Origin of the sequence: Pantoea sp. AS142 (assembly GCF_037152305.1) — a bacterium.
Taxonomy (GTDB): Bacteria; Pseudomonadota; Gammaproteobacteria; order Enterobacterales; family Enterobacteriaceae; genus Pantoea.
Window position 1 is genome coordinate 94326 of sequence record NZ_JBBCMO010000006.1, and the last position, 21406, is coordinate 115731.

22 protein-coding genes are annotated in these 21406 nt (G+C 56.1%); 15 read left to right on the top strand and 7 right to left on the bottom strand.

All coding sequences use genetic code 11. The annotated features are described in order from the left end of the window. The first annotated feature begins 38 nt into the window (after nucleotides 1-38). Nucleotides 39-935, top strand: coding sequence for a myo-inosose-2 dehydratase (gene iolE, locus WFO64_RS12775; RefSeq protein ID WP_337012491.1), 897 nt, complete (start codon nucleotides 39-41; stop codon nucleotides 933-935). Nucleotides 936-993: 58 nt separating this feature from the next. Here iolE and WFO64_RS12780 read toward each other — a convergent pair whose 3' ends face one another. Both WFO64_RS12780 and WFO64_RS12785 read right to left on the bottom strand, forming a co-directional pair. Next, a complete protein-coding gene (locus tag WFO64_RS12780; protein ID WP_337012227.1) occupies nucleotides 994-1548 on the bottom strand; it encodes a DcrB family lipoprotein in 555 nt (184 codons plus the stop codon). 228 nt (nucleotides 1549-1776) lie between these two features. Beyond that, entirely contained in the window at nucleotides 1777-2442 is a 666-nt protein-coding gene (locus tag WFO64_RS12785) for a 7-cyano-7-deazaguanine/7-aminomethyl-7-deazaguanine transporter (RefSeq protein WP_337012228.1), read from the bottom strand. A gap of 204 nt (nucleotides 2443-2646) precedes the next feature. Here WFO64_RS12785 and tusA point away from each other — a divergent pair, with 204 nt between their 5' ends. Further along, nucleotides 2647-2898, top strand: a complete 252-nt coding sequence (gene tusA / locus WFO64_RS12790) for a sulfurtransferase TusA (protein ID WP_337012230.1) — start codon at nucleotides 2647-2649, stop codon at nucleotides 2896-2898. Nucleotides 2899-2952: 54 nt separating this feature from the next. Here the strand turns inward: tusA and WFO64_RS12795 are convergent, their stop codons facing one another. Together WFO64_RS12795 and WFO64_RS12800 are read right to left on the bottom strand one after the other, a co-directional pair. Beyond that, a complete protein-coding gene (locus WFO64_RS12795; RefSeq protein WP_337012232.1) occupies nucleotides 2953-5238 on the bottom strand; it encodes a zinc/cadmium/mercury/lead-transporting ATPase in 2286 nt (761 codons plus the stop codon). 93 nt (nucleotides 5239-5331) lie between these two features. Further along, nucleotides 5332-5961, bottom strand: coding sequence for a lysoplasmalogenase (locus WFO64_RS12800; protein WP_337012234.1), 630 nt, complete (start codon nucleotides 5959-5961; stop codon nucleotides 5332-5334). A 145-nt stretch (nucleotides 5962-6106) separates the two neighbouring features. Between WFO64_RS12800 and WFO64_RS12805 the strand changes: the two genes are divergently transcribed. Then, the gene (locus WFO64_RS12805) at nucleotides 6107-6463 is read left to right on the top strand and encodes a DUF2500 domain-containing protein (protein WP_337012236.1); all 357 of its coding nucleotides are present in this window, start codon (nucleotides 6107-6109) and stop codon (nucleotides 6461-6463) included. Between the two features lie 26 nt (nucleotides 6464-6489). Here the strand turns inward: WFO64_RS12805 and WFO64_RS12810 are convergent, their stop codons facing one another. Continuing rightward, nucleotides 6490-6762: a DUF1145 family protein gene (locus tag WFO64_RS12810; protein ID WP_337012238.1), complete on the bottom strand. Its 273-nt coding sequence runs from the start codon at nucleotides 6760-6762 to the stop codon at nucleotides 6490-6492. Further along, nucleotides 6752-7351 (bottom strand): 16S rRNA (guanine(966)-N(2))-methyltransferase, encoded by a 600-nt coding sequence (gene rsmD, locus WFO64_RS12815; protein WP_337012240.1) that lies wholly within the window; start codon nucleotides 7349-7351, stop codon nucleotides 6752-6754. Before rsmD ends, WFO64_RS12810 begins: the two co-directional genes overlap by 11 nt. A gap of 232 nt (nucleotides 7352-7583) precedes the next feature. On the opposite strand from rsmD, the gene ftsY reads away from it, so the two are divergent. The 4 genes from ftsY to rpoH all read left to right on the top strand — a co-directional run bounded on the left by ftsY (nucleotide 7584) and on the right by rpoH (nucleotide 11923). Further along, complete coding sequence (ftsY, locus tag WFO64_RS12820; RefSeq protein WP_337012242.1) at nucleotides 7584-9179, top strand: signal recognition particle-docking protein FtsY; 1596 nt, start codon at nucleotides 7584-7586, stop codon at nucleotides 9177-9179. Nucleotides 9180-9184: 5 nt separating this feature from the next. After that, nucleotides 9185-9853, top strand: coding sequence for a cell division ATP-binding protein FtsE (ftsE, locus tag WFO64_RS12825; RefSeq protein ID WP_010253318.1), 669 nt, complete (start codon nucleotides 9185-9187; stop codon nucleotides 9851-9853). After that, nucleotides 9843-10826: a permease-like cell division protein FtsX gene (gene ftsX, locus WFO64_RS12830; protein WP_337012493.1), complete on the top strand. Its 984-nt coding sequence runs from the start codon at nucleotides 9843-9845 to the stop codon at nucleotides 10824-10826. The genes ftsE and ftsX overlap by 11 nt, the downstream gene beginning before the upstream one ends. 239 nt (nucleotides 10827-11065) lie before the next feature. After that, nucleotides 11066-11923 carry an RNA polymerase sigma factor RpoH gene (gene rpoH / locus WFO64_RS12835; protein WP_337012243.1) on the top strand — a complete coding sequence of 286 codons (858 nt, stop codon included), beginning with the start codon at nucleotides 11066-11068 and terminating at the stop codon, nucleotides 11921-11923. A gap of 60 nt (nucleotides 11924-11983) precedes the next feature. On the opposite strand, the gene panM is transcribed toward rpoH, so the two are convergent. Continuing rightward, complete coding sequence (gene panM, locus WFO64_RS12840; RefSeq protein WP_337012245.1) at nucleotides 11984-12379, bottom strand: aspartate 1-decarboxylase autocleavage activator PanM; 396 nt, start codon at nucleotides 12377-12379, stop codon at nucleotides 11984-11986. 394 nt (nucleotides 12380-12773) lie between these two features. Here panM and WFO64_RS12845 point away from each other — a divergent pair, with 394 nt between their 5' ends. From WFO64_RS12845 to ugpE, 8 genes are all read left to right on the top strand, one after another. Further along, nucleotides 12774-13886, top strand: coding sequence for a branched-chain amino acid ABC transporter substrate-binding protein (locus WFO64_RS12845; protein WP_337012247.1), 1113 nt, complete (start codon nucleotides 12774-12776; stop codon nucleotides 13884-13886). 133 nt (nucleotides 13887-14019) lie between these two features. Then, nucleotides 14020-14946, top strand: coding sequence for a high-affinity branched-chain amino acid ABC transporter permease LivH (gene livH / locus WFO64_RS12850; RefSeq protein WP_009087789.1), 927 nt, complete (start codon nucleotides 14020-14022; stop codon nucleotides 14944-14946). Further along, nucleotides 14943-16214, top strand: coding sequence for a high-affinity branched-chain amino acid ABC transporter permease LivM (locus WFO64_RS12855; protein ID WP_337012249.1), 1272 nt, complete (start codon nucleotides 14943-14945; stop codon nucleotides 16212-16214). Before livH ends, WFO64_RS12855 begins: the two co-directional genes overlap by 4 nt. Continuing rightward, nucleotides 16211-16978 (top strand): high-affinity branched-chain amino acid ABC transporter ATP-binding protein LivG, encoded by a 768-nt coding sequence (livG, locus tag WFO64_RS12860; RefSeq protein WP_337012251.1) that lies wholly within the window; start codon nucleotides 16211-16213, stop codon nucleotides 16976-16978. The genes WFO64_RS12855 and livG overlap by 4 nt, the downstream gene beginning before the upstream one ends. A 1-nt stretch (nucleotide 16979) precedes the next feature. After that, nucleotides 16980-17693: a high-affinity branched-chain amino acid ABC transporter ATP-binding protein LivF gene (gene livF, locus WFO64_RS12865; RefSeq protein WP_337012252.1), complete on the top strand. Its 714-nt coding sequence runs from the start codon at nucleotides 16980-16982 to the stop codon at nucleotides 17691-17693. Between the two features lie 611 nt (nucleotides 17694-18304). Further along, nucleotides 18305-19615, top strand: a complete 1311-nt coding sequence (ugpB, locus tag WFO64_RS12870) for a sn-glycerol-3-phosphate ABC transporter substrate-binding protein UgpB (RefSeq protein ID WP_337012254.1) — start codon at nucleotides 18305-18307, stop codon at nucleotides 19613-19615. 60 nt (nucleotides 19616-19675) lie between these two features. Further along, the gene (gene ugpA / locus WFO64_RS12875) at nucleotides 19676-20563 is read left to right on the top strand and encodes a sn-glycerol-3-phosphate ABC transporter permease UgpA (RefSeq protein WP_337012256.1); all 888 of its coding nucleotides are present in this window, start codon (nucleotides 19676-19678) and stop codon (nucleotides 20561-20563) included. Further along, nucleotides 20560-21405, top strand: coding sequence for a sn-glycerol-3-phosphate ABC transporter permease UgpE (ugpE, locus tag WFO64_RS12880; protein WP_337012258.1), 846 nt, complete (start codon nucleotides 20560-20562; stop codon nucleotides 21403-21405). The genes ugpA and ugpE overlap by 4 nt, the downstream gene beginning before the upstream one ends. The last annotated feature ends 1 nt before the right edge of the window (nucleotide 21406 follow it).

A 21406-nucleotide genomic window follows, 5' to 3' on the forward strand; every position in this document is an offset into this window, starting at 1 on the left:
ATACGCGGCCTGGCCGCTCTCCTTCCGGGAAAAAGATGATGAACAAAGAGAATGTAAAACTGGCGATCGCCCCGATCGGCTGGACCAACGATGACATGCCGGATCTCGGCAGTGAAAACACTTTTCAGCAGACCGTGAGTGAGATGGCGCTGGCAGGCTTTACCGGCAGCGAAGTGGGCAGCAAATACCCCCGCAACCCGGCTATTTTGAAACCGATGCTCGACATTCGCGGCATCGAGATCTGCAATGCCTGGTTCAGCACCTTTTTCGCCAACGGAGACAAAGAGAAAACCATCGATGAGTTCATCAATCATATGAACTTTCTGCATGAGATGGGCGCACGGGTGATTGGCTGTTCTGAGCAGAGCAAAAGTATTCAGGGCACCACGCTGGCGGTGTTTGAACAGAAAGCGATTTTCAGCGATGAAGAGTGGCGGTTAACCGCGGAAGGCTATAACGAACTGGCGCGCATCGCGGCGGAGAAGGGGATGCGCGTTACGCTGCATCACCACATGGGCACCGGCATCCAGACCACCGAAGAGATTGACCGGTTTATGGCGATGACCGACGAGCAGGTCGGTTTACTCTATGACACCGGCCACGTCTACTACTCCGAAGGCTCCCAGCAGAAGATGCTGGCGGTGCTGGAAAAATATCTGCCGCGCATCTTCCACGTCCATCTCAAGGATGTGCGTGATGAGGTGGTCGCCGAGGTACGTGAGAACCATCTCTCTTTCCTGGACGGGGTGAAAAAGGGCACCTTTACCGTGCCGGGCGATGGCGTGATCGACTTTAAACCCGTGTTCAAAATCCTGGATGATTACGGCTACAAAGGCTGGATGGTCGTTGAGGCGGAGCAGGATCCGGCGCTGGCCAATCCGTTCGAGTATGCGGTGAAAGCGCGGAAATATATTCGCGAGAATGCAGGGTTATAAAAGGCGCTTCTGACCGAAGGCTGGCTTTCCCACTGTGCAGGGGAGCCAGCCGTCTGGTTTACTTCAGCGTAATGCTTTTCACAATGTTGTCAGCATCGCTCTGCGCCTGCTGCTGATTATCGCCTGGCAGCGTAATCTGCAGCGTCACCAGCTTGCCATCTACTTTTGCCAGAACCACTGAGGACCATGAGGTCTGATTTTTGGCAGAAATTACCGTATCCAGCTGCTGTGCTGGCTGATCTTTCAGCGTCACAGACTTGTTCGACACGACCTGCAACTGCGGGTCGCGATTACGCTGCTGCTGTTCCATACGCTTCGACAGCACATCCAGTCCATCATTGGTCGGATCACCGGCAATCACAATAATCGCTCGGGCACCGGTTTCGTCAGCATAAACGTGCATATTAGTGGTCTGTGAACCCAGTTTACCGCTTTTATCTGACATGCCTGGTGGCAGTGAGAAGCTCAGTTTGCCATCCATCAGCGTGACGGTTTGCGCCGACTGACTGGCGCTGACACCGTTGTCATTCGCCGCTTCATCTTTCTTCTGGTCACAGGCCGCTAAGCCGATTACCAGTAATCCCATTCCTACATATTTCACCAGGTTGCGCATCAGAATCCCTTTTTAAGTTTCCAGTCAGGCATTAATACAACAGGAATCAGGTTGCAAACGCAACCTGATGATTGTCAGAAGATCTTAGCGGGTAATGGCAGAAAATTGTATGGCGGGTCAGAACCTGGGCAGTGCTCGCAATCCTCACGTACAACGTGTACGTTCCAGTTGTTCCGCACAGTCCGTGTTCAGACTGCCTGCAACCATTACGCCTGATGGAATAGGGGGCTAGCCGAAATTTACCTGTCGGACAGTCTGGCGTTCAGCCAGACGCTTCAGCGCCGCGTTGAGTAACACACCGTAAGCGGGCAGGAAGAAGACCATGCAAATCAGCACTTTGAAGCTGTAATCCACCAGGGCAATCTCTACCCAGTGTTGCGCCATAAACGCATCGGGGCTTTTATAAAAGGCGATAAAGAAGAAGGCCAGCGTATCGCTGATATTCCCCAGGAACATGGCGCAGCCTGGTGCAACCCACCACTGTGGCAGACGACGCAGACGATTGAACACGTGAACATCGAGGATCTGACCCAGCGCGTAAGCCATAAAGCTAGCGCAGGCGATACGGGCAACAAACAGATTCATCTTTTCCAGTGCCAGCCAGCCCTGCCATTCACCCTGATAAAACAGTGCCGAGACGCCGTAAGAGATAAACAGCGCCGGAATCATCACCGCCAGGATAATGCGTCGGGCCAGCGGTGCGCCAAAAATACGCACGGTAAGATCGGTCGCCAGGAAGATAAACGGGAAGCTGAACGCACCCCAGGTGGTATGAAAGCCAAAGATTGAAACGGGCAGCTGAACCAGATAGTTACTGGAGGTGATCACCAGCAGGTGAAACAGCGATAACCAGAAAAGCGCATGCAGGCGCTGACGTGAAGAAAATGCGAGCATATTCAACCTTTTTAATGTTGGGGTGAGGGAACCCATTGCGGGACGCCGTTCGGGCAGCGCCAGGCAGTTTTATGAGCAAAAAGCGGCGGCATCTTACCGCGTTGTGCTTTTTATGCAATGGTTAATTTTAGCGCAATCGTTATCGCCTTGATTCACCGCCAGCACGCGCTAGAATGAGCGCCCCTTACCTGAACCGAGTCGATTATGAGCGATGCTTTTTCCTCTGCTGACCATCAGCTGGATGCCCGCGGCCTGCGTTGCCCGGAGCCGGTGATGATGGTGCGCAAAACCGTTCGCAGTTTGCAGGATGGCGAGACGTTAATGATCATCGCCGATGACCCGGCGACGACCCGCGATATTCCCGGCTTCTGTCGCTTTATGGAACATGGCCTGCTGGCGCAGCAGACTGACACGCTGCCCTATCAGTTTCTGATCCGCAAAGGCATGGCAGGTTAACCACAGCCGCCCAGGCCGTCGTTAACCTCACTCTTCAGATCAGAAGCCCTGCACTCAGGCGCGGCGATGCAGTAACCGTAGCGCATTAGCTGTGACCAGCGCGGTTGCCCCCGAATCCGCCAGTACTGCCAGCCAGAGTCCGGTCAGACCCAGCAGGGTTGTGACCAGGAAAATCGCCTTCAGCCCCAGCGCAATGCCAATATTCTGGCGGATGATGCGACGCGTGCGGCGTGCCAGCGCAATCATCGGGGCCAGATTGCTGAGCTGATTACGCGTCAGGGCAGCATCGGCCGCTTCCAGCGCCACATCGGTGCCGCTGCCCATGGCAATGCCCAGCGTCGCCGCTTTCATCGCCGGTGCATCGTTAATGCCATCCCCGACCATCGCCAGCGGCTGCTGCTGACTCAGTTCCCGGATCGCTACGACTTTATCGGCGGGCAGCAGACTGGCGCGATAATCAATATCCAGCTGGCGGGCAATCGTCGCTGCGGCGCGCGGGTTATCGCCGGTCAGCATCAGGCTATCAATACCCAGCTTTTTCAGCGCCTGTAATGCAGATACGGCATCGTCGCGCAGCTGATCGCGCAGAGCCAGCGCTCCCAGCGCCTCACCATCGCGCATTAACACGACCAGTGTTTCACCTTCGGCTTCCCGCTGCGCAATCTGCACGCTTTGCTGCGGCGTCAGACCGGGGGCATGGCCGGGCGTCATCAGCTGAATCTGCTGGCCAGCTATCAGTGCAGTGATGCCGCGTCCCGCTTGCACCTGCTGATCCTGCGCGTCAGGCATCATCAGTTGACGCGTCTGTGCGGCCGCCACGATAGCGCTGGCCAGCGGATGAGTCGCACCCTGTTCCGCCGCAGCGCTCAGCGCCAGCATCTCTGACTCACTGGCCGCACCAAACCGCAGGATCTGTGTCAGCTGAGGCTTGCCCAGTGTCAGAGTGCCGGTTTTATCAAACGCCATTCTGCGCACTGAACTCAGCCGCTCCAGCGCCGCCCCGCCTTTGATTAGCGCGCCCTGACGTGCCGCCGCAGCCAGCCCGGAGGTAATGGCGGCTGGCGTAGAGATCACCAGCGCACAGGGGCAGCCAATCAACAGCAGGGTCAGCCCTTTGTAGATCCACGGCTGCCAGTCGCCTGCGCCGAGCAGTGGCGGCATCACCATCACCAGCAGCGACAGCAGCATTACCAGCGGCGTGTAGAGGCGGCTGAACTGATCGATATAACGCTCAACCGGCGCACGGTGTGTTTCTGCTTCCTCAATCAGTTGCAGGATCCGGTCGATAGCGCTTTCACCCGGCTTCGATACCACTTCCAGCATCACCAGTCGATCAACGCTGGTGGCACCGGCGAGGATTTTTTCTCCACTGGTGCGGGTTACTGGCAGCGATTCACCGGTCAGCGCACTCTCATCGAAACTGGCGAGCGGGCTGATTAAACGGCCATCGACCGGCAAACGGCTGCCTGCCGCGACTTCAATCGTATCGCCGGGTTGCAGCGCCGCGAGCGGCACGTCAATACGCTTTCCTTCTTCAAGGCGAATCGCCGATTCAGGCCGCAATGCCATCAGGCGGGTTACGCCGCTGCGCGCCCTGGAGGCGGCATAGCTTTCCAGTTGTTCACCCAGTTGAAACAGCACCAGCACCATCGCAGCTTCAGCGTGTGCGCCAATAATCAGCGCGCCAGCCGATGCCAGCGTCATTAAGGTTTCTATGGTAAAAGGCGATCCACTGCGCAGGCGCTGCCAGGCACCCCGCGCCACCGGGATCAGGCCGACCAGCGTGGTCAGTACGAACAGCCGGTCGCCCCATCTGGGCGCGAACTGGCTGAGAACGCTGCTGGCGAGCACCAGCAGCGCCAGCATAATCAGCATCCGGTTATGCTGCCAGCCCGGACTGTCGGGTGAGGTGGATGAGGTGGCTGATGGGGCGGCGAGCTGAAAACCCGCTTTTTTCACCGCCTGTTCAACGGTGTTTTGGACATCTTTGTCGGCGTTGATCACCAGCTTCTCACTGCTGAACAGCACGCGGGCGTTGGTTACGCCATTCACCTGACGGACAGCGGTTTCAATACTGCGGGCGCAACTGGGGCAATCCATGCCGCTGACCTGCCAGCTAAAGGTGTGACGGCTTTCGGGTCGCCGGTCGCTTTCCTCATCCGCGTCGTTGCCCGGGCTGTTATTACCGTCGCAGCAACAGCCTGCGGTATCAGCGGTGACTGGCGTGGCGGCGTGGATGGAAAGAGAAACAGGGCGGGCGGGGCGAATCTGGCACAAGGGGTTAGCTGCGGTGTGGCTGGCGCGCGGTTTGCCGCAGCCACAGGCGTGTTGTTGATGCATATGATCTCCAGAGTGTAAGAGTCGCGGGTTGAGCAACGTTGCTCATCCCTTATCCTACACTCTGGAGTGCACTCCAGAGTCAAGGCTATTTTCTCAGATGACCCACAATGAGCGCACGATCATAAAGTGACCGGCAAAGTAGCAGGCGGCGACAATGGCGCTGTCGGCGGTGAAGCGACGACGATAGTGCGAAAGGAACCAGACGGCGTTTGCCAACAGCAGCAGGCCAGCACCGACCATGATAGAGAAGCTGTAATCAGTCGGGCGGAAGAAGTACTGCTCGGTGGCAATCCAGGTCATGACCAGGGTCATACCGATAAAGGTGCAGACGGGCCAGCGCAGATCTTCCAGTCGACTCCACAGCACCCCAATCAGGGCGGCACCGATGATCAGCAGCGTTAGCGGAATCGGCCAGAAGAAGGTCATTGTCATGCTGGCGGCGAAACAGAGGGTATAGAGCAGATGCGACAGGAAAAAGGCCCCGACAGCATAGAGCATCTGCTGACGCGGCAGCAGCGTTAACGCATCACCAACCAGCGTCGCGACCAGCCCGGCCAGAATCAGGTAGTCCGTAGTCTGCAACACCGGTGTCTGCCACGCCAGCCCAACCAGCAGCAGGAGCGTGACCGGTTTAAACAGCCAACGTTGCCACTGTGGGCCGCGATAGGTGGCATCGACATAGAGCCAGCCGGAGAAAAGTACAGCGAGGAAAGACCAGAGCATTGTTTCTCCCTTTTTTACTCAAAATGGTGAAAGATCCCAAAATATCTCTTCCAGTTTAGGTTAAGCCTCTGCGATGTGACAATCAGGCAACTCTGGTTGTATGCTTTGCCGCCTGATTAATTCTACCCACAGGCACGAGAGCGCGATGAGTAAACCTCCGTTAATCTTTTTTATTGTCCTGGCGATTATCGCCGTGCTGGCAACCCGTCACTTCATTAAGCAACGCCGTGAAGTGGCGGTGAATGACGCTTCACCGGAGCGTGCTCTGCAGGTTGAGGTCAGAACCAAACGTGAATTTCCTTCGCCTAATCGCCGTTCACGGCAGCGTGAAGTAATCGCTGGGGAAGAGATGCGGTATGAGGCACTGTTTCATCCGCTGAACGGTGCCAGCGACATCAAAGTGCAGCTTAAAGCGGGGGAATATCATCAGCTGGATAAAGGGGCGAGAGGCGAGCTGAAGATGCAGGGCACGCGCTTTATCAGCTTCACGCCCATGCAGTAACTGGCGGGCATCGCGCCCGCCCGGCACTATTTTTTACGGGGGAAGGTTTTTTTCTGCCACGCGACCAGTTCGAATACCCCGAACAGAAATACTTTGGCCTGGGTGACGCGGTCAATCGGCGGCGCATCTTTAGTCTGCGTCGTGCGCAATAACACCAGTTGCAGGCCATGCATCAGGATCATGAAAATCAGTGCAACGTTGATAAAATAAGTCAGCGGTTTCGGATAGGGATGAACCACGTTAGCCAGTAAAAATCCCCACACGCAAAGCATCAACAGACGCCCCAAATTAAGTAACATCCTGCGTCTCCTGTTGACGTTGATACAAACGATAAGCCACTTGCCCGGCTATTTTCTCGCGATAAAGATCCCATTCTGGCGGCACCGGCGGTGCACCATTTTCTACTTCACTTTCAACGTAAATCAGCGCCTCATCCGCCAGCCAGTGATTCTGCTCCAGCAACTGTAGCGTCTGTTCCAGTAATCCCTGACGAAACGGCGGATCGATAAACACCACATCGAACGGTTCGCCCGGTTGTGCCAGCCAGTTTAGCGCATTGGTCTGAATCACGGTGCCATTGCTGGCGCGCAGGGTTTGCAGATTCTTTGTCAGCTGCTGCGCCACCGGACGTTCCAGCTCCAGCAGGGTCGCCGATCCCGCGTAACGCGACAGCGCTTCCAGTCCTAAGGCACCGCTACCGGCAAAGCAGTCGAGGCAACGCGCCTCTGGGAGCACGGGAGCCAGCCAGTTAAACAGCGTCTCACGCACCCGATCGGTGGTAGGGCGCAGTCCGGCGCTGTCCGGCACCGGTAATTTGCGTCCGCGCCACTGGCCACCAATGATGCGAATCTGCCCGGCACCGCCTGTACTGCGGGGGTTTTTATTCATCTTGCTCACAACTCGTCATAATTTGTTGCGTAGTTTAACGGGCGAATCGGTGAGAAGAAACGTTAAAAAAGGGTGCTGTGGTGAGCTGGCTGGAAAGTGTTAGACTACTGAGTTGCTGAAGTCATGCATTATTCTGCGGTTGACGCCGGTCTGGCGCTGACCGACTTTCATTGATTTACCCCTGGAAACCACGCGCGACCGGGACAAAGCCATCGAGGAGTGTCGTCACACAATGGCAAAAGAGAAAAAACGTGGCTTTTTTTCCTGGCTGGGATTTGGCAAAGAGGAAGAGAAACAACCTGCAGCGGAGGAGCAGACACAAGAGGTCGCAGAACCCGCACAGCAGCCAGAACAGGATGCCCCGGCATTAAGCCAGGCGGAAGCGCAAGCGGAAGAGACTGTCGTCATCACTGAAACGGTGGCCGGACAGCAGCGTGAGGCGGAAGTCACCGCGGCAGCGCCGCATGAAACGGCACCCGTGGTGCAGAATGACGCTGAGCCGATTGAGGCCGATCCTGAAGCGCTGCTGGAAATCGCCGCGCCTGAACATGATGCGACGCCGGTTATTGACGCCGACGACGTGGTGCAGCCAGCAGTTGACGCGGAACCCGCAGACGCGCCGTTAAGCGATGAAGAGCGGACGGCACTGGCGCTGAGCGACGCCGCGATCGTTGAAACCCCGCACAGCGAAGCCCAAGCGCCGTTAAGTGTAGAAGCGCTGACTCCTCTGAGGCCGGACGACGCTGCGATCAATGAAACCCCGCTGACTGAGGAAGAACTGACCGCGCTGGCACTGGGCGATGCCGAAGTGACTGACGCGGAATCGGCAGACACCTTATCCGATACCGTCAGCGATCTTCCGCTGGCCGCCGCGCCACTCATCGTTCAGGAGCAGGAGCGTCCCAGCAAAGAGGGCTTCTTTGCCCGGCTGAAACGCAGCCTGGTGAAAACCCGTCAGAACCTCGGTTCCGGTTTTATCAGTCTGTTCCGTGGCAAAAAGATTGATGATGACCTGTTTGATGAGCTGGAAGAGCAGCTGCTGATTGCGGATGTGGGTGTGGATACCACCCGCCGCATCATCACGCATCTGACCCAGCAGGCAAACCGTAAGCAGCTGCGTGACGCCGAAGCGCTCTACGGCCTGCTGAAAGCGGAAATGGCCTCGATTCTGGCGAAAGTGGATGCGCCGCTGGACGTTTCAGGCAAAACACCGTTTGTGATCCTGATGGTTGGTGTCAATGGTGTGGGTAAAACCACCACCATTGGTAAACTGGCGCGCCAGTATCAGGCCGAAGGTAAATCCGTGATGCTGGCGGCGGGAGATACTTTCCGCGCTGCGGCTGTTGAACAGCTACAGGTGTGGGGTCAGCGTAATAACATTCCGGTTATTGCTCAGCACACCGGCGCAGATTCCGCTTCGGTGATCTTTGATGCGATTCAGGCCGCCAAATCGCGTGGCGTTGACGTGCTGATTGCCGATACCGCCGGTCGTCTGCAGAACAAATCGCATTTGATGGAAGAACTGAAAAAAATCACCCGCGTGATGAAAAAACTGGATGATTCTGCGCCCCACGAAGTGATGCTGACGCTTGATGCCAGCACCGGACAGAATGCGGTCAGCCAGGCCAGACTGTTTAATGAAGCCGTGGGCCTGACCGGTATTGCGCTTACCAAGCTGGATGGCACCGCCAAAGGCGGCGTGATCTTCTCGGTGGCCGATCAGTTCGGTATTCCGATTCGCTACATTGGTGTCGGTGAAGGTATTGAAGATTTACGGCCGTTTAAGGCGGAAGATTTTATTGAGGCACTGTTTGCCCGAGAGGACTAATTAGGATGATTCGCTTTGAAGAGGTCAGTAAGGCATATCTCGGCGGACGTCAGGCGCTGCAGGGGGTAGATTTCCGTCTGCGTCCCGGCGAAATGGCGTTTCTGACCGGCCACTCCGGTGCCGGTAAAAGTACCTTACTGAAGCTGATTTGTGGCATTGAGCGCCCGAGTGCCGGAAAAATCTGGTTTAGCGGCCACGACATTTCCCGCCTGCGTAACAGCGAGGTGCCTTTCCTGCGTCGTCAGATCGGCATGATCTTCCAGGATCACCATCTGCTGATGGATCGTTCGGTTTATGAGAATGTGGCTATCCCACTGATTATCTCCGGTGCCAGCGGCGAAGATATCCGACGTCGCGTTTCGGCGGCGCTGGATAAAGTGGGTCTGCTCGACAAAGCGAAAAGTTATCCGATTCAGCTTTCTGGCGGTGAACAGCAGCGTGTGGGCATCGCCCGTGCGGTGGTGAACAAACCGGCGGTACTGCTGGCAGATGAACCGACCGGTAACCTTGACGACGCGCTGTCAGAAGACATCCTGCGCCTGTTCGAAGAGTTCAACCGCGTCGGCGTCACTGTCCTGATGGCGACGCATGACAGTGGCCTGATCGCCCGACGCAATTATCGGATGATGACGCTGAATCAGGGACGTCTGCACGGAGGCCATGATGGTCAATAAACGTATTAAACGTCCGGCTGCGCCAAAAGCTAAGCGGCCGTCGAAGAGTAAAGCGCTGAAGGGCGGCTGGCAGGAGCAATGGCGCTATGCGCTGCGCGGCACGCTCTCTGATATGTGGCGTCAGCCGCTGGCAACCCTGTTGACGGTGATGGTGATTGCCATTTCACTGACGCTGCCCAGCGTCTGTTACATGGTGTGGAAAAACGTCAGTCAGGCGGCAACGCAATGGTATCCGGCTCCGCAATTAACCGTCTATCTTTCCAAAACGCTGGATGACTCTGCGGCAGAAAACGCAGTGGCGCAGCTCAAACAGGTCGAAGGCGTGGATAACGTCAATTACCTGACGCGGGAAGAGGCGCTGAACGAGTTCCGCAACTGGTCAGGCTTTGGCGGTGCAATGGATATGCTGGAGCAGAATCCGCTGCCTGCGGTGGCCATCATTACGCCTAAGCTCAATTTCCAGAACTCAGACACCATGCAAAGCCTGCGCGATCGGGTGACCAAAGTGCAGGGTGTGGATGAAGTACGCATGGATGACAGTTGGTTTGCGCGGCTGGCGGCGCTTACCGGGCTGGTGGGGCAGATCGCCTCAATGATTGGCATACTGATGGTCGTGGCGGTGTTCCTGGTGATCGGTAACAGCGTCCGGCTCAGCATCTTTGCCCGACGCGACACCATTAACGTGCAGAAGCTGATTGGCGCTACGGACGGCTTTATCCTGCGTCCTTTCCTCTATGGCGGGGCGCTGCTGGGCTTTAGCGGGGCGGTGCTGTCACTGCTGCTGTCGGAAGTGCTGGTGCTGCGTCTGCAATCCGTCGTCGCCAGTGTGGCGACCGTATTTGGTACCACCTTCTCGCTGGAAGGCTTCTCCTGGGATGAGGCGCTGCTGCTGCTGCTGATTGCGGCGATCATCGGCTGGGTCGCGGCCTGGCTGGCAACGGTACAACATTTACGCCGATTTACGCCGCAGTAAACGCCTGCAACATTTTTTTGTTATAATGGTCCTCTGCTACTGATGGTGGGTGCAGAGGATCTTATCCCTTCTTCACTTTCTGTCATCTGTGTGTAAAATATTCACTGCTATAATTTTTCTGTGGATAACTTTGTTTTCCTTGTAGCACAGATTGCTTTCGGATTTCGCGCGACGTTGACTTAATGTATCGTCTGCGCAGGGAAATGTGCGGCAATTCCACTAAATTTGTGAGGGTTTGAATGACCAAAGAAATGCAAACTTTAGCTATTGCTCCTCTTGGCAACCTGGAGTCTTACGTCCGGGCTGCGAATATCTGGCCGATGCTGTCGGCAGAAGAGGAAAAAGCGTTGGCTGAACGGCTGCATTACCAGGGCGATCTGGATGCGGCAAAGACGCTGATCCTGTCTCACCTACGCTTTGTAGTTCATATCGCTCGTAATTACTCCGGCTACGGCCTGCCACAGGCAGACCTGGTTCAGGAAGGCAATATCGGCCTGATGAAAGCGGTGCGTCGCTTCAATCCTGAAGTGGGCGTCCGTCTGGTTTCATTTGCCGTGCACTGGATTAAAGCCGAGATTCACGAATACGTGCTGCGTAACTGGCGTATCGTGAAAGTCGCGACGACCAAAGCACAGCGTAAGCTGTTCTTTAACCTGCGTAAAACTAAGCAGCGTCTGGGCTGGTTTAATCAGGATGAAGTCGAGATGGTTGCGCGTGAACTGGGCGTAAGCAGTAAAGACGTGCGCGAAATGGAATCGCGTATGGCAGCGCAGGACATGACCTTCGACATGTCTGCTGACGACGAGAGCAGCGAAGGCCGATCAATGGCACCGGTGCTCTATCTCCAGGATAAAACGTCTGACTTTGCTGACGGCATTGAAGAGGACAACTGGGACGCACACGCCGCTGACAAGCTGAGCTATGCGATGGAAGGTCTGGATGAGCGTAGTCAGCACATCATTCGCGCACGCTGGCTGGATGAAGATAATAAAACCACGCTGCAGGAGCTGGCCGATCAGTACGGCGTATCAGCCGAACGTGTCCGGCAGCTGGAAAAGAACGCCATGAAGAAACTGCGTATGGCGATCGAAGCGTAACGCACTTCGACATAGCAGGGGGCGACACATGATGTCGCCCTTTTAGTTTCCTGCGCCCGGTTAGTCTGCCGACCGAATCCAGCCATCACTCTGCGCCCTGAAGTCACACGCCTGCATAAACGCTGCCCGCACCTGCTGGTCGTCGCTGCCATCATCAGCAATCCACCAGTCCGCTAGCGATCCATTTTGCCTGATCGTCTCCTCCAGCAAATATTGACCCACCCCGCGTCGCCGGGTGACATCGCGCACCTCCAGCCGGTGAATCTTGCCATGTATCCCGGAGATTTCCAGCTGCAAAGCCGCCAGCAGCCTATCGTTAAAGCGCGCAGCATAGAGACGATGAGACTCACTTAAACTCAGTTCCAGTTTTTCAATCTCCAGATCCGGCCAGACTTTGCCAAGGTCGATGCGATCCTGCGCGGTCAGCGAAGTTAAGCGCTGGATAGTGAGTTTCATAACAAAAACCTCTAAAAAAGGGGAAGTGTAGCGAAAGTATACAACCCGAGTGCCACCACATTTTCATCAATAAAACAGGTCAAAAGATGGCCTGGATGCCAGGATGATAGGTGTAAACAGGGATCGCGTGCGATTTATCCAGCATAACACGCTGGCAAAGTGGTTATAAACCGGCCATTGACTCCAGTGTATTATGCTGTTTCACGGCCTCCATTCTGAATATGTCAGTTGATTTACAGAAGAAAATTCCTGTTTAATAACCTGAAAAATAAAGCCTTATTAATAATAAATGGCAGAAAAGTACGCTAACTCATTAATGCTTAATCAGTTTTCGACTTTATCTGGCCACGCAAACACTCACAACATACACGACAAAACAAATGGGGTAGTCAGGATGAAAATGAAAGGTCGCGCATTACTGGCGGGATGTGTAGCACTGGCGATGAGCCATGCGGCGCTGGCTGAAGATATCAAAGTGGCGATTGTCGGCGCAATGTCGGGTCCGGTGGCGCAGTACGGCGATATGCAGTTCGCCGGCGCTACCCAGGCGATTGAAGATATCAACGCCAAAGGCGGTGTTAACGGCAACAAACTGGTTGCGGTGAAATATGACGATGCCTGTGATCCGAAACAGGCGGTTGCGGTTGCGAACAAGGTGATTAACGACGGCATTCGCTATGTGATCGGCCATCTCTGCTCTTCATCCACCCAGCCTGCATCTGACATCTATGAAGATGAAGGCGTGCTGATGATCACCCCGGCGGCGACCGCACCTGACCTGACTTCCCGTGGCTATAAACTGATTATGCGCACCACCGGTCTCGACTCCGATCAGGGCCCGACCGCAGCAAAATATGTGATGAGCGAGCTGAAACCGCAGCGTATCGCTGTGGTACATGACAAACAGCAGTATGGCGAAGGGCTGGCGCGTTCCGTGCAGGAGAGCCTGAAAAAGCAGGGCGCCAATATCGTGATGTTTGAAGGTATCACCGCGGGTGATAAAGATTTCTCTACCCTGGTAGCCCGCTTCAAGAAAGAGAACGTCGATTTCGTTTATTTCGGCGGTTACTACCCGGAAATGGGTCAGATTGTGCGTCAGGCGCGTGCTGCGGGTCTGAAAACCCAGTTTATGGGACCAGAAGGCGTGGGTAACGCCTCGCTGTCGAACATCGCCGGTGCGGCTTCTGAAGGTATGTTGGTGACGCTGCCAAAACGCTACGACCAGGTTGAAACCAACAAACCGATTGTCGAGGCGCTGAAAGCGAAGAAACTCGACCCGACCGGCCCGTTCGTCTGGACCACCTATGCCGCACTGCAGTCGCTGGCGACCGGCATGGATCGCAGCAAGAGCGCTGAGCCGGATGCTATCGTGAAAAACCTCAAGGAAGGCGCTGCGGTGCCAACCGTGATGGGTAACCTGAACTGGGATGAAAAAGGCGACCTCAAGGGCTTTGAATTTGGCGTCTTCAAATGGCACGCCGATGGCACCTCGACCGCAGTGAAGTAACCAGGCTGTTTTGTGGTGAGCGGGAGGCCGGAAAACCGGTTTCCCCTGACCTGCGACACGAACGCCTGGCCCTCGTCTGCCAGGCGTTTTTTGTACCCCGATCGCCTGCGATCGGTTAAGTAAGGGTCAAGGTATGTCCGAGCAGTTCCTCTATTTTATTCAGCAGATGTTTAACGGTGTGACCCTGGGTAGCACCTACGCGCTGATTGCCATCGGTTACACCATGGTTTACGGCATTATCGGCATGATCAACTTCGCCCATGGCGAGGTGTACATGATCGGTAGCTATGTCTCCTTTATCGTGATTGCCGCCCTGATGATGATGGGCATCGACACGACCTGGCTGATGATTGCAGCTGGCTTTGTGATGGCGGTGATTATCTCCAGCGCTTACGGCTGGAGCATTGAACGTGTCGCCTACCGGCCAGTACGCTCCTCCAAACGCCTGATTGCGCTGATCTCCGCCATCGGGATGTCTATATTCCTGCAAAACTACGTCAGCCTGACGCAGGGTTCACGCGACCTGGCACTGCCGAGCCTGATCACCGGACAGTGGACGGTGGGCGAGAGCAACGGTTTTGCCGCCACCATCTCCACCATGCAGATTGTGATCTGGGTGGTGACGTTCCTGGCGATGCTGGCGCTGACCACCTTTATCCGCTATTCCCGCATGGGCCGAGCCTGTCGCGCCTGCGCGGAAGACCTGAAAATGGCCAGCCTGCTGGGGATTAACACCGACCGCGTCATCTCGCTGACCTTTGTTATCGGGGCTGCGATGGCCGCAGTAGCGGGCGTGTTACTGGGCCAGTTCTACGGTTCAATCAACCCCTTCATCGGCTTTATGGCAGGCATGAAGGCATTCACCGCCGCCGTGCTGGGCGGGATTGGCAGTATTCCGGGCGCAATGATTGGCGGTCTGGTGCTGGGTATTGCCGAAGCGCTGACCTCAGCGTATCTCAGCACAGAATATAAAGATGTGGTCTCATTTGCCCTGCTGATTGTAGTGCTGCTGGTGATGCCGACCGGGATTCTGGGTCGCCCGGAGGTCGAAAAAGTATGAAGTCTTCCTTTATCAATGCCCTCATCTCCTCGGTAATGCTGCTGGTACTCGCCACCTTCTTTATGGGACTGCGCCTGAATCTGGACGGCACCAATCTGGTGGTGCAAAACGCCGGTAGCGTGCGCTGGAACTGGATCGCCACAGGCTGTGCGGTGGTGTTTCTTTTCCAGTTGCTGCGCCCGGTATGGCAAAGCGGCCTGAAAAAAATTTCCGGCCCGGCATTGGTGTTGCCCGGTCTGGATGGCTCGACGCCAAAACAGAAACTGGTGATGGCGCTGCTGATTATCGCTGCCGTTGCCTGGCCATTCCTGGTGTCACGCGGCACCGTTGATATCGCCACCATGACGCTGATCTACGTGATGCTCGGTCTGGGCTTAAATGTGGTGGTCGGGCTCTCTGGGCTGCTGGTGCTGGGTTATGGCGGCTTCTACGCCATTGGTGCCTACACCTTTGCGCTGCTGAACCACTATTACGGACTTGGCTTCTGGCAATGCCTGCCGCTCTCTGGCATCGTCGCCGCGCTGTTTGGTCTGCTGCTGGGCTTCCCGGTACTGCGACTGCGCGGTGACTATCTGGCGATTGTGACGCTGGGCTTCGGTGAGATCGTGCGTATTCTGCTGCTGAATAATACCGCCCTGACCGGCGGGCCGAATGGCATCAGCCAGATCCCGAAACCGACGCTGTTTGGTCTGGAGTTTGGCCGTACGCCACGTGAAGGTGGCTGGGATACCTTCCATAACTTCTTTGGGCTGAAGTACGATCCCAGCGACCGTATTATCTTCCTCTACCTGGTGGCGCTGCTGCTGGTGGTTCTGACGCTCTTTGTCATTAACCGGCTGCTGCGGATGCCGCTGGGCCGGGCCTGGGAAGCGCTGCGCGAGGATGAGATTGCCTGCCGTTCACTGGGCCTCAGCCCGACCCGCATCAAGCTGACCGCCTTTACCATCAGCGCCGCGTTCGCCGGATTTGCGGGCAGTCTGTTTGCGGCGCGTCAGGGCTTTGTCAGCCCGGAATCTTTTACCTTTGTCGAATCCGCCTTTGTGCTGGCGATTGTGGTACTGGGCGGGATGGGCTCGCAGTTTGCAGTGATCCTGGCCGCCATTCTGCTGGTGGTATCACGTGAGCTGATGCGCGATCTCAATGAGTACAGCATGCTGGTGCTGGGTGGCCTGATGGTGCTGATGATGATCTGGCGTCCGCAGGGATTATTACCGATGAAGCGGCCGCATCTGAAGCTCAGAACCGGGAAACAAGGAGAGCAGGCATGATTCAGCCTTTATTAGCCGTTGAAGGCCTGATGATGCGCTTCGGCGGCCTGTTAGCCGTGAACAATGTGGCGCTGGAGTTGCGTCCGCAGGAGATCGTTTCGCTGATTGGGCCAAACGGTGCCGGTAAAACGACTGTGTTCAACTGTCTGACCGGCTTTTACAAGCCAACCGGCGGCACAATCAAATTGCGTGAGCAGCATCTGGAAGGGTTGCCGGGCCAGAAGATTGCACGGATGGGTATTGTGCGGACTTTCCAGCACGTGCGTCTGTTCCGTGAGATGACGGTGATTGAGAACCTGCTGGTGGCGCAGCATCAACATCTGAAAAGTGGCGTTTTTTCCGGCCTGTTGAAAACGCCAGCCTTTCGCCGCAGTGAGAGCGAAGCCCTGGATCGTGCGGCGACCTGGCTGGAGCGAATCGGTTTACTGGACCTGGCTAACCGTCAGGCAGGCAATCTGGCCTATGGTCAGCAGCGTCGGCTGGAGATTGCGCGCTGCATGGTGACGCGCCCGGAGATCCTGATGCTGGATGAACCGGCGGCGGGCCTCAACCCCAAAGAGACCCACGAGCTGGACGCGCTGATTGCGGAACTGCGTGGTGAACACAAGGTGTCGGTGCTGTTGATTGAACATGATATGAAGCTGGTGATGGGGATTTCTGACCGTATTTACGTGGTCAATCAGGGAACGCCACTGGCTAACGGAACGCCGGAAGAGATTCGTAATAACCCGGATGTCATTCGTGCCTATTTAGGAGAGGCCTGAGATGGCAAATGCGATGTTAACCATTGAGAACGTCAGCGCCCATTACGGCAAAATTCAGGCGCTGCACAATGTCAGCCTCTATATCAATCAGGGTGAAATCGTCACCCTGATTGGGGCCAACGGCGCCGGAAAAACCACGCTGCTCGGCACGCTTTGTGGCGAACCGCGCGCGACGCAGGGCACCATTACCTTTGATGGCAAAACCATTACAGACTGGCAAACCGCGCGCATTATGCGAGAAGCAATTGCCATCGTGCCGGAGGGACGTAGGGTCTTTTCGCGTATGACGGTGGAAGAGAATCTGGCGATGGGCGGTTTTTTTGCCAGCCGTCCGGACTATCTGACGCGGCTCAGGCGCGTTTATGAACTGTTCCCTCGGCTGGAGGAACGTAAAATTCAGCGCGCCGGGACGATGTCGGGTGGAGAGCAGCAGATGCTGGCGATTGGCCGCGCGCTGATGAGCCAGCCGCGCCTGCTGCTGCTGGATGAGCCGTCGCTGGGACTGGCACCGATCATTATTCAGCAGATCTTCGACACCATTGAGCAGTTGCGCAGCGAAGGGATGACGATTTTCCTGGTGGAGCAGAATGCGAATCAGGCGCTTAAGCTGGCGGATCGGGGCTATGTGCTGGAGAACGGGCATGTGGTGCTCGAAGATACCGGTGCAGCTCTTCTCTCCAACGAAGCCGTCCGCAGCGCTTACCTCGGCGCTTAACGTCTAGAGGCCTGGCTTACTTGCCATTTCGACACCGGGCAGTGCTCGCATTCCTCACGTACTTCAGTACGCTCCGGATGCTGTGCGCTGGCCGGTGCCGAACTGCCTGCGACGCCGACGGCCTTGAGTGTCGGTGTGGGTGGTGGTGCCGGCGGCCTTTAAATTTGCGCAAAAGCACGGACAAGCGCTGCTATTGCCAGAGGCCGTTGCAGCTAATGGTAATAAATTCGACGTAGCAATGATGTATAGCCGCTCAGACTGCTGACAAACTCAAATCAGTGTGAATCTGGCCGCAACAAATAAACTCAACGCGCAGGAAACACGGTCAGAAGAGGAAAGCGTCCCGCGCCAGGGACGGCGCGGGCCGAGCATGTCATGGATGACGGATTTTGCGTCTTTCCGATCTGACCGTGTTTCCTGTGCATGCTCAGTCTTACAGCAACCTGGCCAGATTTTGTCAACAAAGTAGTTAGCTGCTCCGCCTTTCCTCTCTTCCGCCTGTCACCAGGCTGTCATCTTCCTGTTATTAATTCGTCATTTCCCCGTGTCATGTTACTTCGCGAAACAGAAATCCGTGATTTCACGCGTATTTACCTGCACAGGAAAATTCTATGTCCGTCGTTACCTTTCGTCGTAGCCTGATGAGCGCGCTGCTCGGTCTGACGCTCAGCAGCCATGCCATGGCCGCCACTGAGATCCCTTTCTGGCACTCCATGGAAGGTGAGTTAGGCAAAGAAGTGGATTCGCTGGCACAGCGTTTTAACCAGACGCATCCCGATTACAACATTGTTCCGACCTACAAAGGTAACTACGAGCAGAGTCTGGCTGCAGGGATTGCAGCCGTGCGCAGCGGCAAAGCCCCTGCGGTACTGCAGGTCTATGAAGTCGGTACGGCGACGATGATGGCGTCGCAGGCGATTGTGCCGGTGCATCAGGTCTTCAAAGACGCCGGAATCGCGTTTGATGAAAAGCAGTTCGTGCCAACGGTGGCGGGCTACTACAGCGACAGCAAAGGTCGGCTGATCTCTCAGCCGTTCAACAGCTCAACGCCGGTGCTCTACTACAACAAAGATGCCTTTAAAAAAGCGGGCCTTAACCCGGACCAGCCACCCAAAACCTGGCAGGCGCTGGCGGCGGATGCCGCCGCACTACGCAAATCGGGCATGAGCTGTGGCTACGCCAGCGGCTGGCAGGGCTGGATCCAGATTGAAAACTTCAGCGCCTGGCATGCGCTGCCGGTAGCGACTGAAAACAATGGGTTCGATGGCAGTGATGCGGTGCTGGAGTTCAACAAGCCCGTTCAGATTCGTCATATTGAACTGCTGGAAGCGATGAACAAAAAAGGGGACTTCACCTACTTTGGCCGCAAAGATGAGTCCACCGCCAAGTTCTACAACGGCGACTGCGGCATCACTACCGCCTCATCCGGTTCGCTGGCGGATATCCGTCATTACGCCAAATTCAATTTTGGCGTCGGCATGATGCCGTATGACGACACCGTGCCGAATGCGCCGCAGAACGCCCTGATCGGCGGCGCCAGCCTGTGGGTGATGAAAGGCAAAGATGCGACAACCTACAAAGGCGTGGCTGAGTTTATGCAGTTCCTCGCTAAACCAGAAATTGCCGCGGAGTGGCACCAGAAAACCGGCTACCTGCCGATTACCACTGCCGCCTACGAGCTGACCAGGCAGCAGGGCTTCTACGACAAAAATCCGGGTGCGGATATCGCGACCCGCCAGATGATGAACAAGCCGCCGTTGCCGTTTACCAAAGGCATGCGTCTGGGCAATATGCCGCAGATCCGAACTGTGATCGACGAGGAGCTGGAAAGCGTCTGGACCGGCAAACAATCGCCGCAAAGCGCGATGGATAATGCGGTAAAACGCGGCAATGATCTGCTGCGTCGCTCCAGCAGCAGGTGAAGTAATCTTTCCCCTGGGCCAGCCCTGCTGGCCCTCTCTTTTACTGAGTTTGAATACGCCATGTCTTCATCCCGTCCGGTCTTTTCCACCAGCCTGTTGCCCTATCTTCTGGTGCTGCCGCAACTGCTGATTACCGCCATCTTCTTTCTCTGGCCTGCCGGTGAAGCGCTGTGGTACTCGCTACAAAGCCTCGATCCCTTTGGCCTCTCCAGCCGCTTTGTCGGGCTGGAAAATTTCAGACGGCTGTTTGCCGATGCTTACTATCTGGACACCTTCTGGACCACCCTGAAATTCAGCGGCATGGTCACGGTGTTCGGCATGGTGTTTTCGCTGCTGCTGGCGGCGCTGGTGGATTATGTGGTGCGACTGCGTCGCTTCTATCAGACGCTGCTGCTGCTGCCCTACGCCGTTGCCCCTGTCGTGGCCGCAGTGCTGTGGATGTTCCTGTTTAATCCAGGTCTGGGCCTGTTCAGCTACCTGCTGAACCATATCGGCTACAACTGGAACTATGCGCAAAACAGCGGTCAGGCGATGTTCCTGGTGGTGCTGGCGTCGATCTGGCAGCAGATGAGCTACAACTTCCTGTTCTTCTTTGCCGCATTGCAATCTATCCCCAAATCGCTGGTGGAAGCCGCCGCCATTGATGGTGCCGGGCCAGTGCGTCGCTTTTTTAACCTCTCTTTACCACTGATCACGCCGGTCAGCTTCTTCCTGCTGGTGGTCAACCTGATCTATGCCTTCTTCGATACCTTCCCGGTGATCGATGCGGCAACCGGCGGCGGACCGGTACAGGCAACCACCACGCTAATCTACAAAATTTACCGTGAGGGCTTTACCGGTCTTGATCTCTCCTCGTCCGCGGCGCAGTCGGTGGTGCTAATGCTGCTGGTCATCGGGCTAACGGTACTCCAGTTCCGCTTTGTTGAACGTAAGGTGCAATACCAATGATTGAGAATCGACGCGGGCTGGATCTCTTCAGCCACATCGTACTGGTGCTGGGGGTGCTCACCATCCTGTTTCCGCTCTATGTGGCCTTTGTGGCGGCGACGCTGGATAACGAGGCGGTCTATCAGGTGCCGATGACGCTGGTGCCCGGCACGCACCTGGGGGAGAACATCTCGCGCATCTGGAGCCACGGCGTCAACGGCAACGGACCGGCGTTTGGCCTGATGCTGGTCAACAGCATGATCATGGCGCTGGGCATCACCTTCGGCAAAATCACCGTGTCGATGCTGTCGGCGTTTGCGCTGGTCTGGTTTCGCTTTCCGCTGCGTACGCTCTTTTTCTGGCTGATCTTCATCACCCTGATGCTGCCGGTTGAGGTACGAATCTTCCCTACGGTACAGGTGATTGCCGATCTCAACCTGCTCGACAGCTACAGCGGATTAACCCTGCCGCTGATGGCCTCGGCGACCGCCACCTTTCTGTTCCGCCAGTTCTTTATGTCACTGCCCGATGAGCTGGTGGAAGCTGCGCGCATCGACGGTGCCAGCGCGATGCGCTTTTTTATCGACATTGTTCTGCCGCTGTCCAAAACCAATCTGGCAGCGCTGTTTGTCATCACCTTTATCTACGGCTGGAACCAGTATCTCTGGCCGCTGCTGATCATCAATGACGGCAGCCTGGGCACAGCAGTGGCGGGGATCAAAAGCATGATCTCCTCCAGCGGATCGCCAACCCAGTGGAATGAAGTGATGGCAGCAATGTTACTAACCCTTATCCCACCGCTGGTGGTGGTATTAGTCATGCAGCGTGCTTTTGTGCGCGGCCTGGTTGAGAGTGAGAAATAAG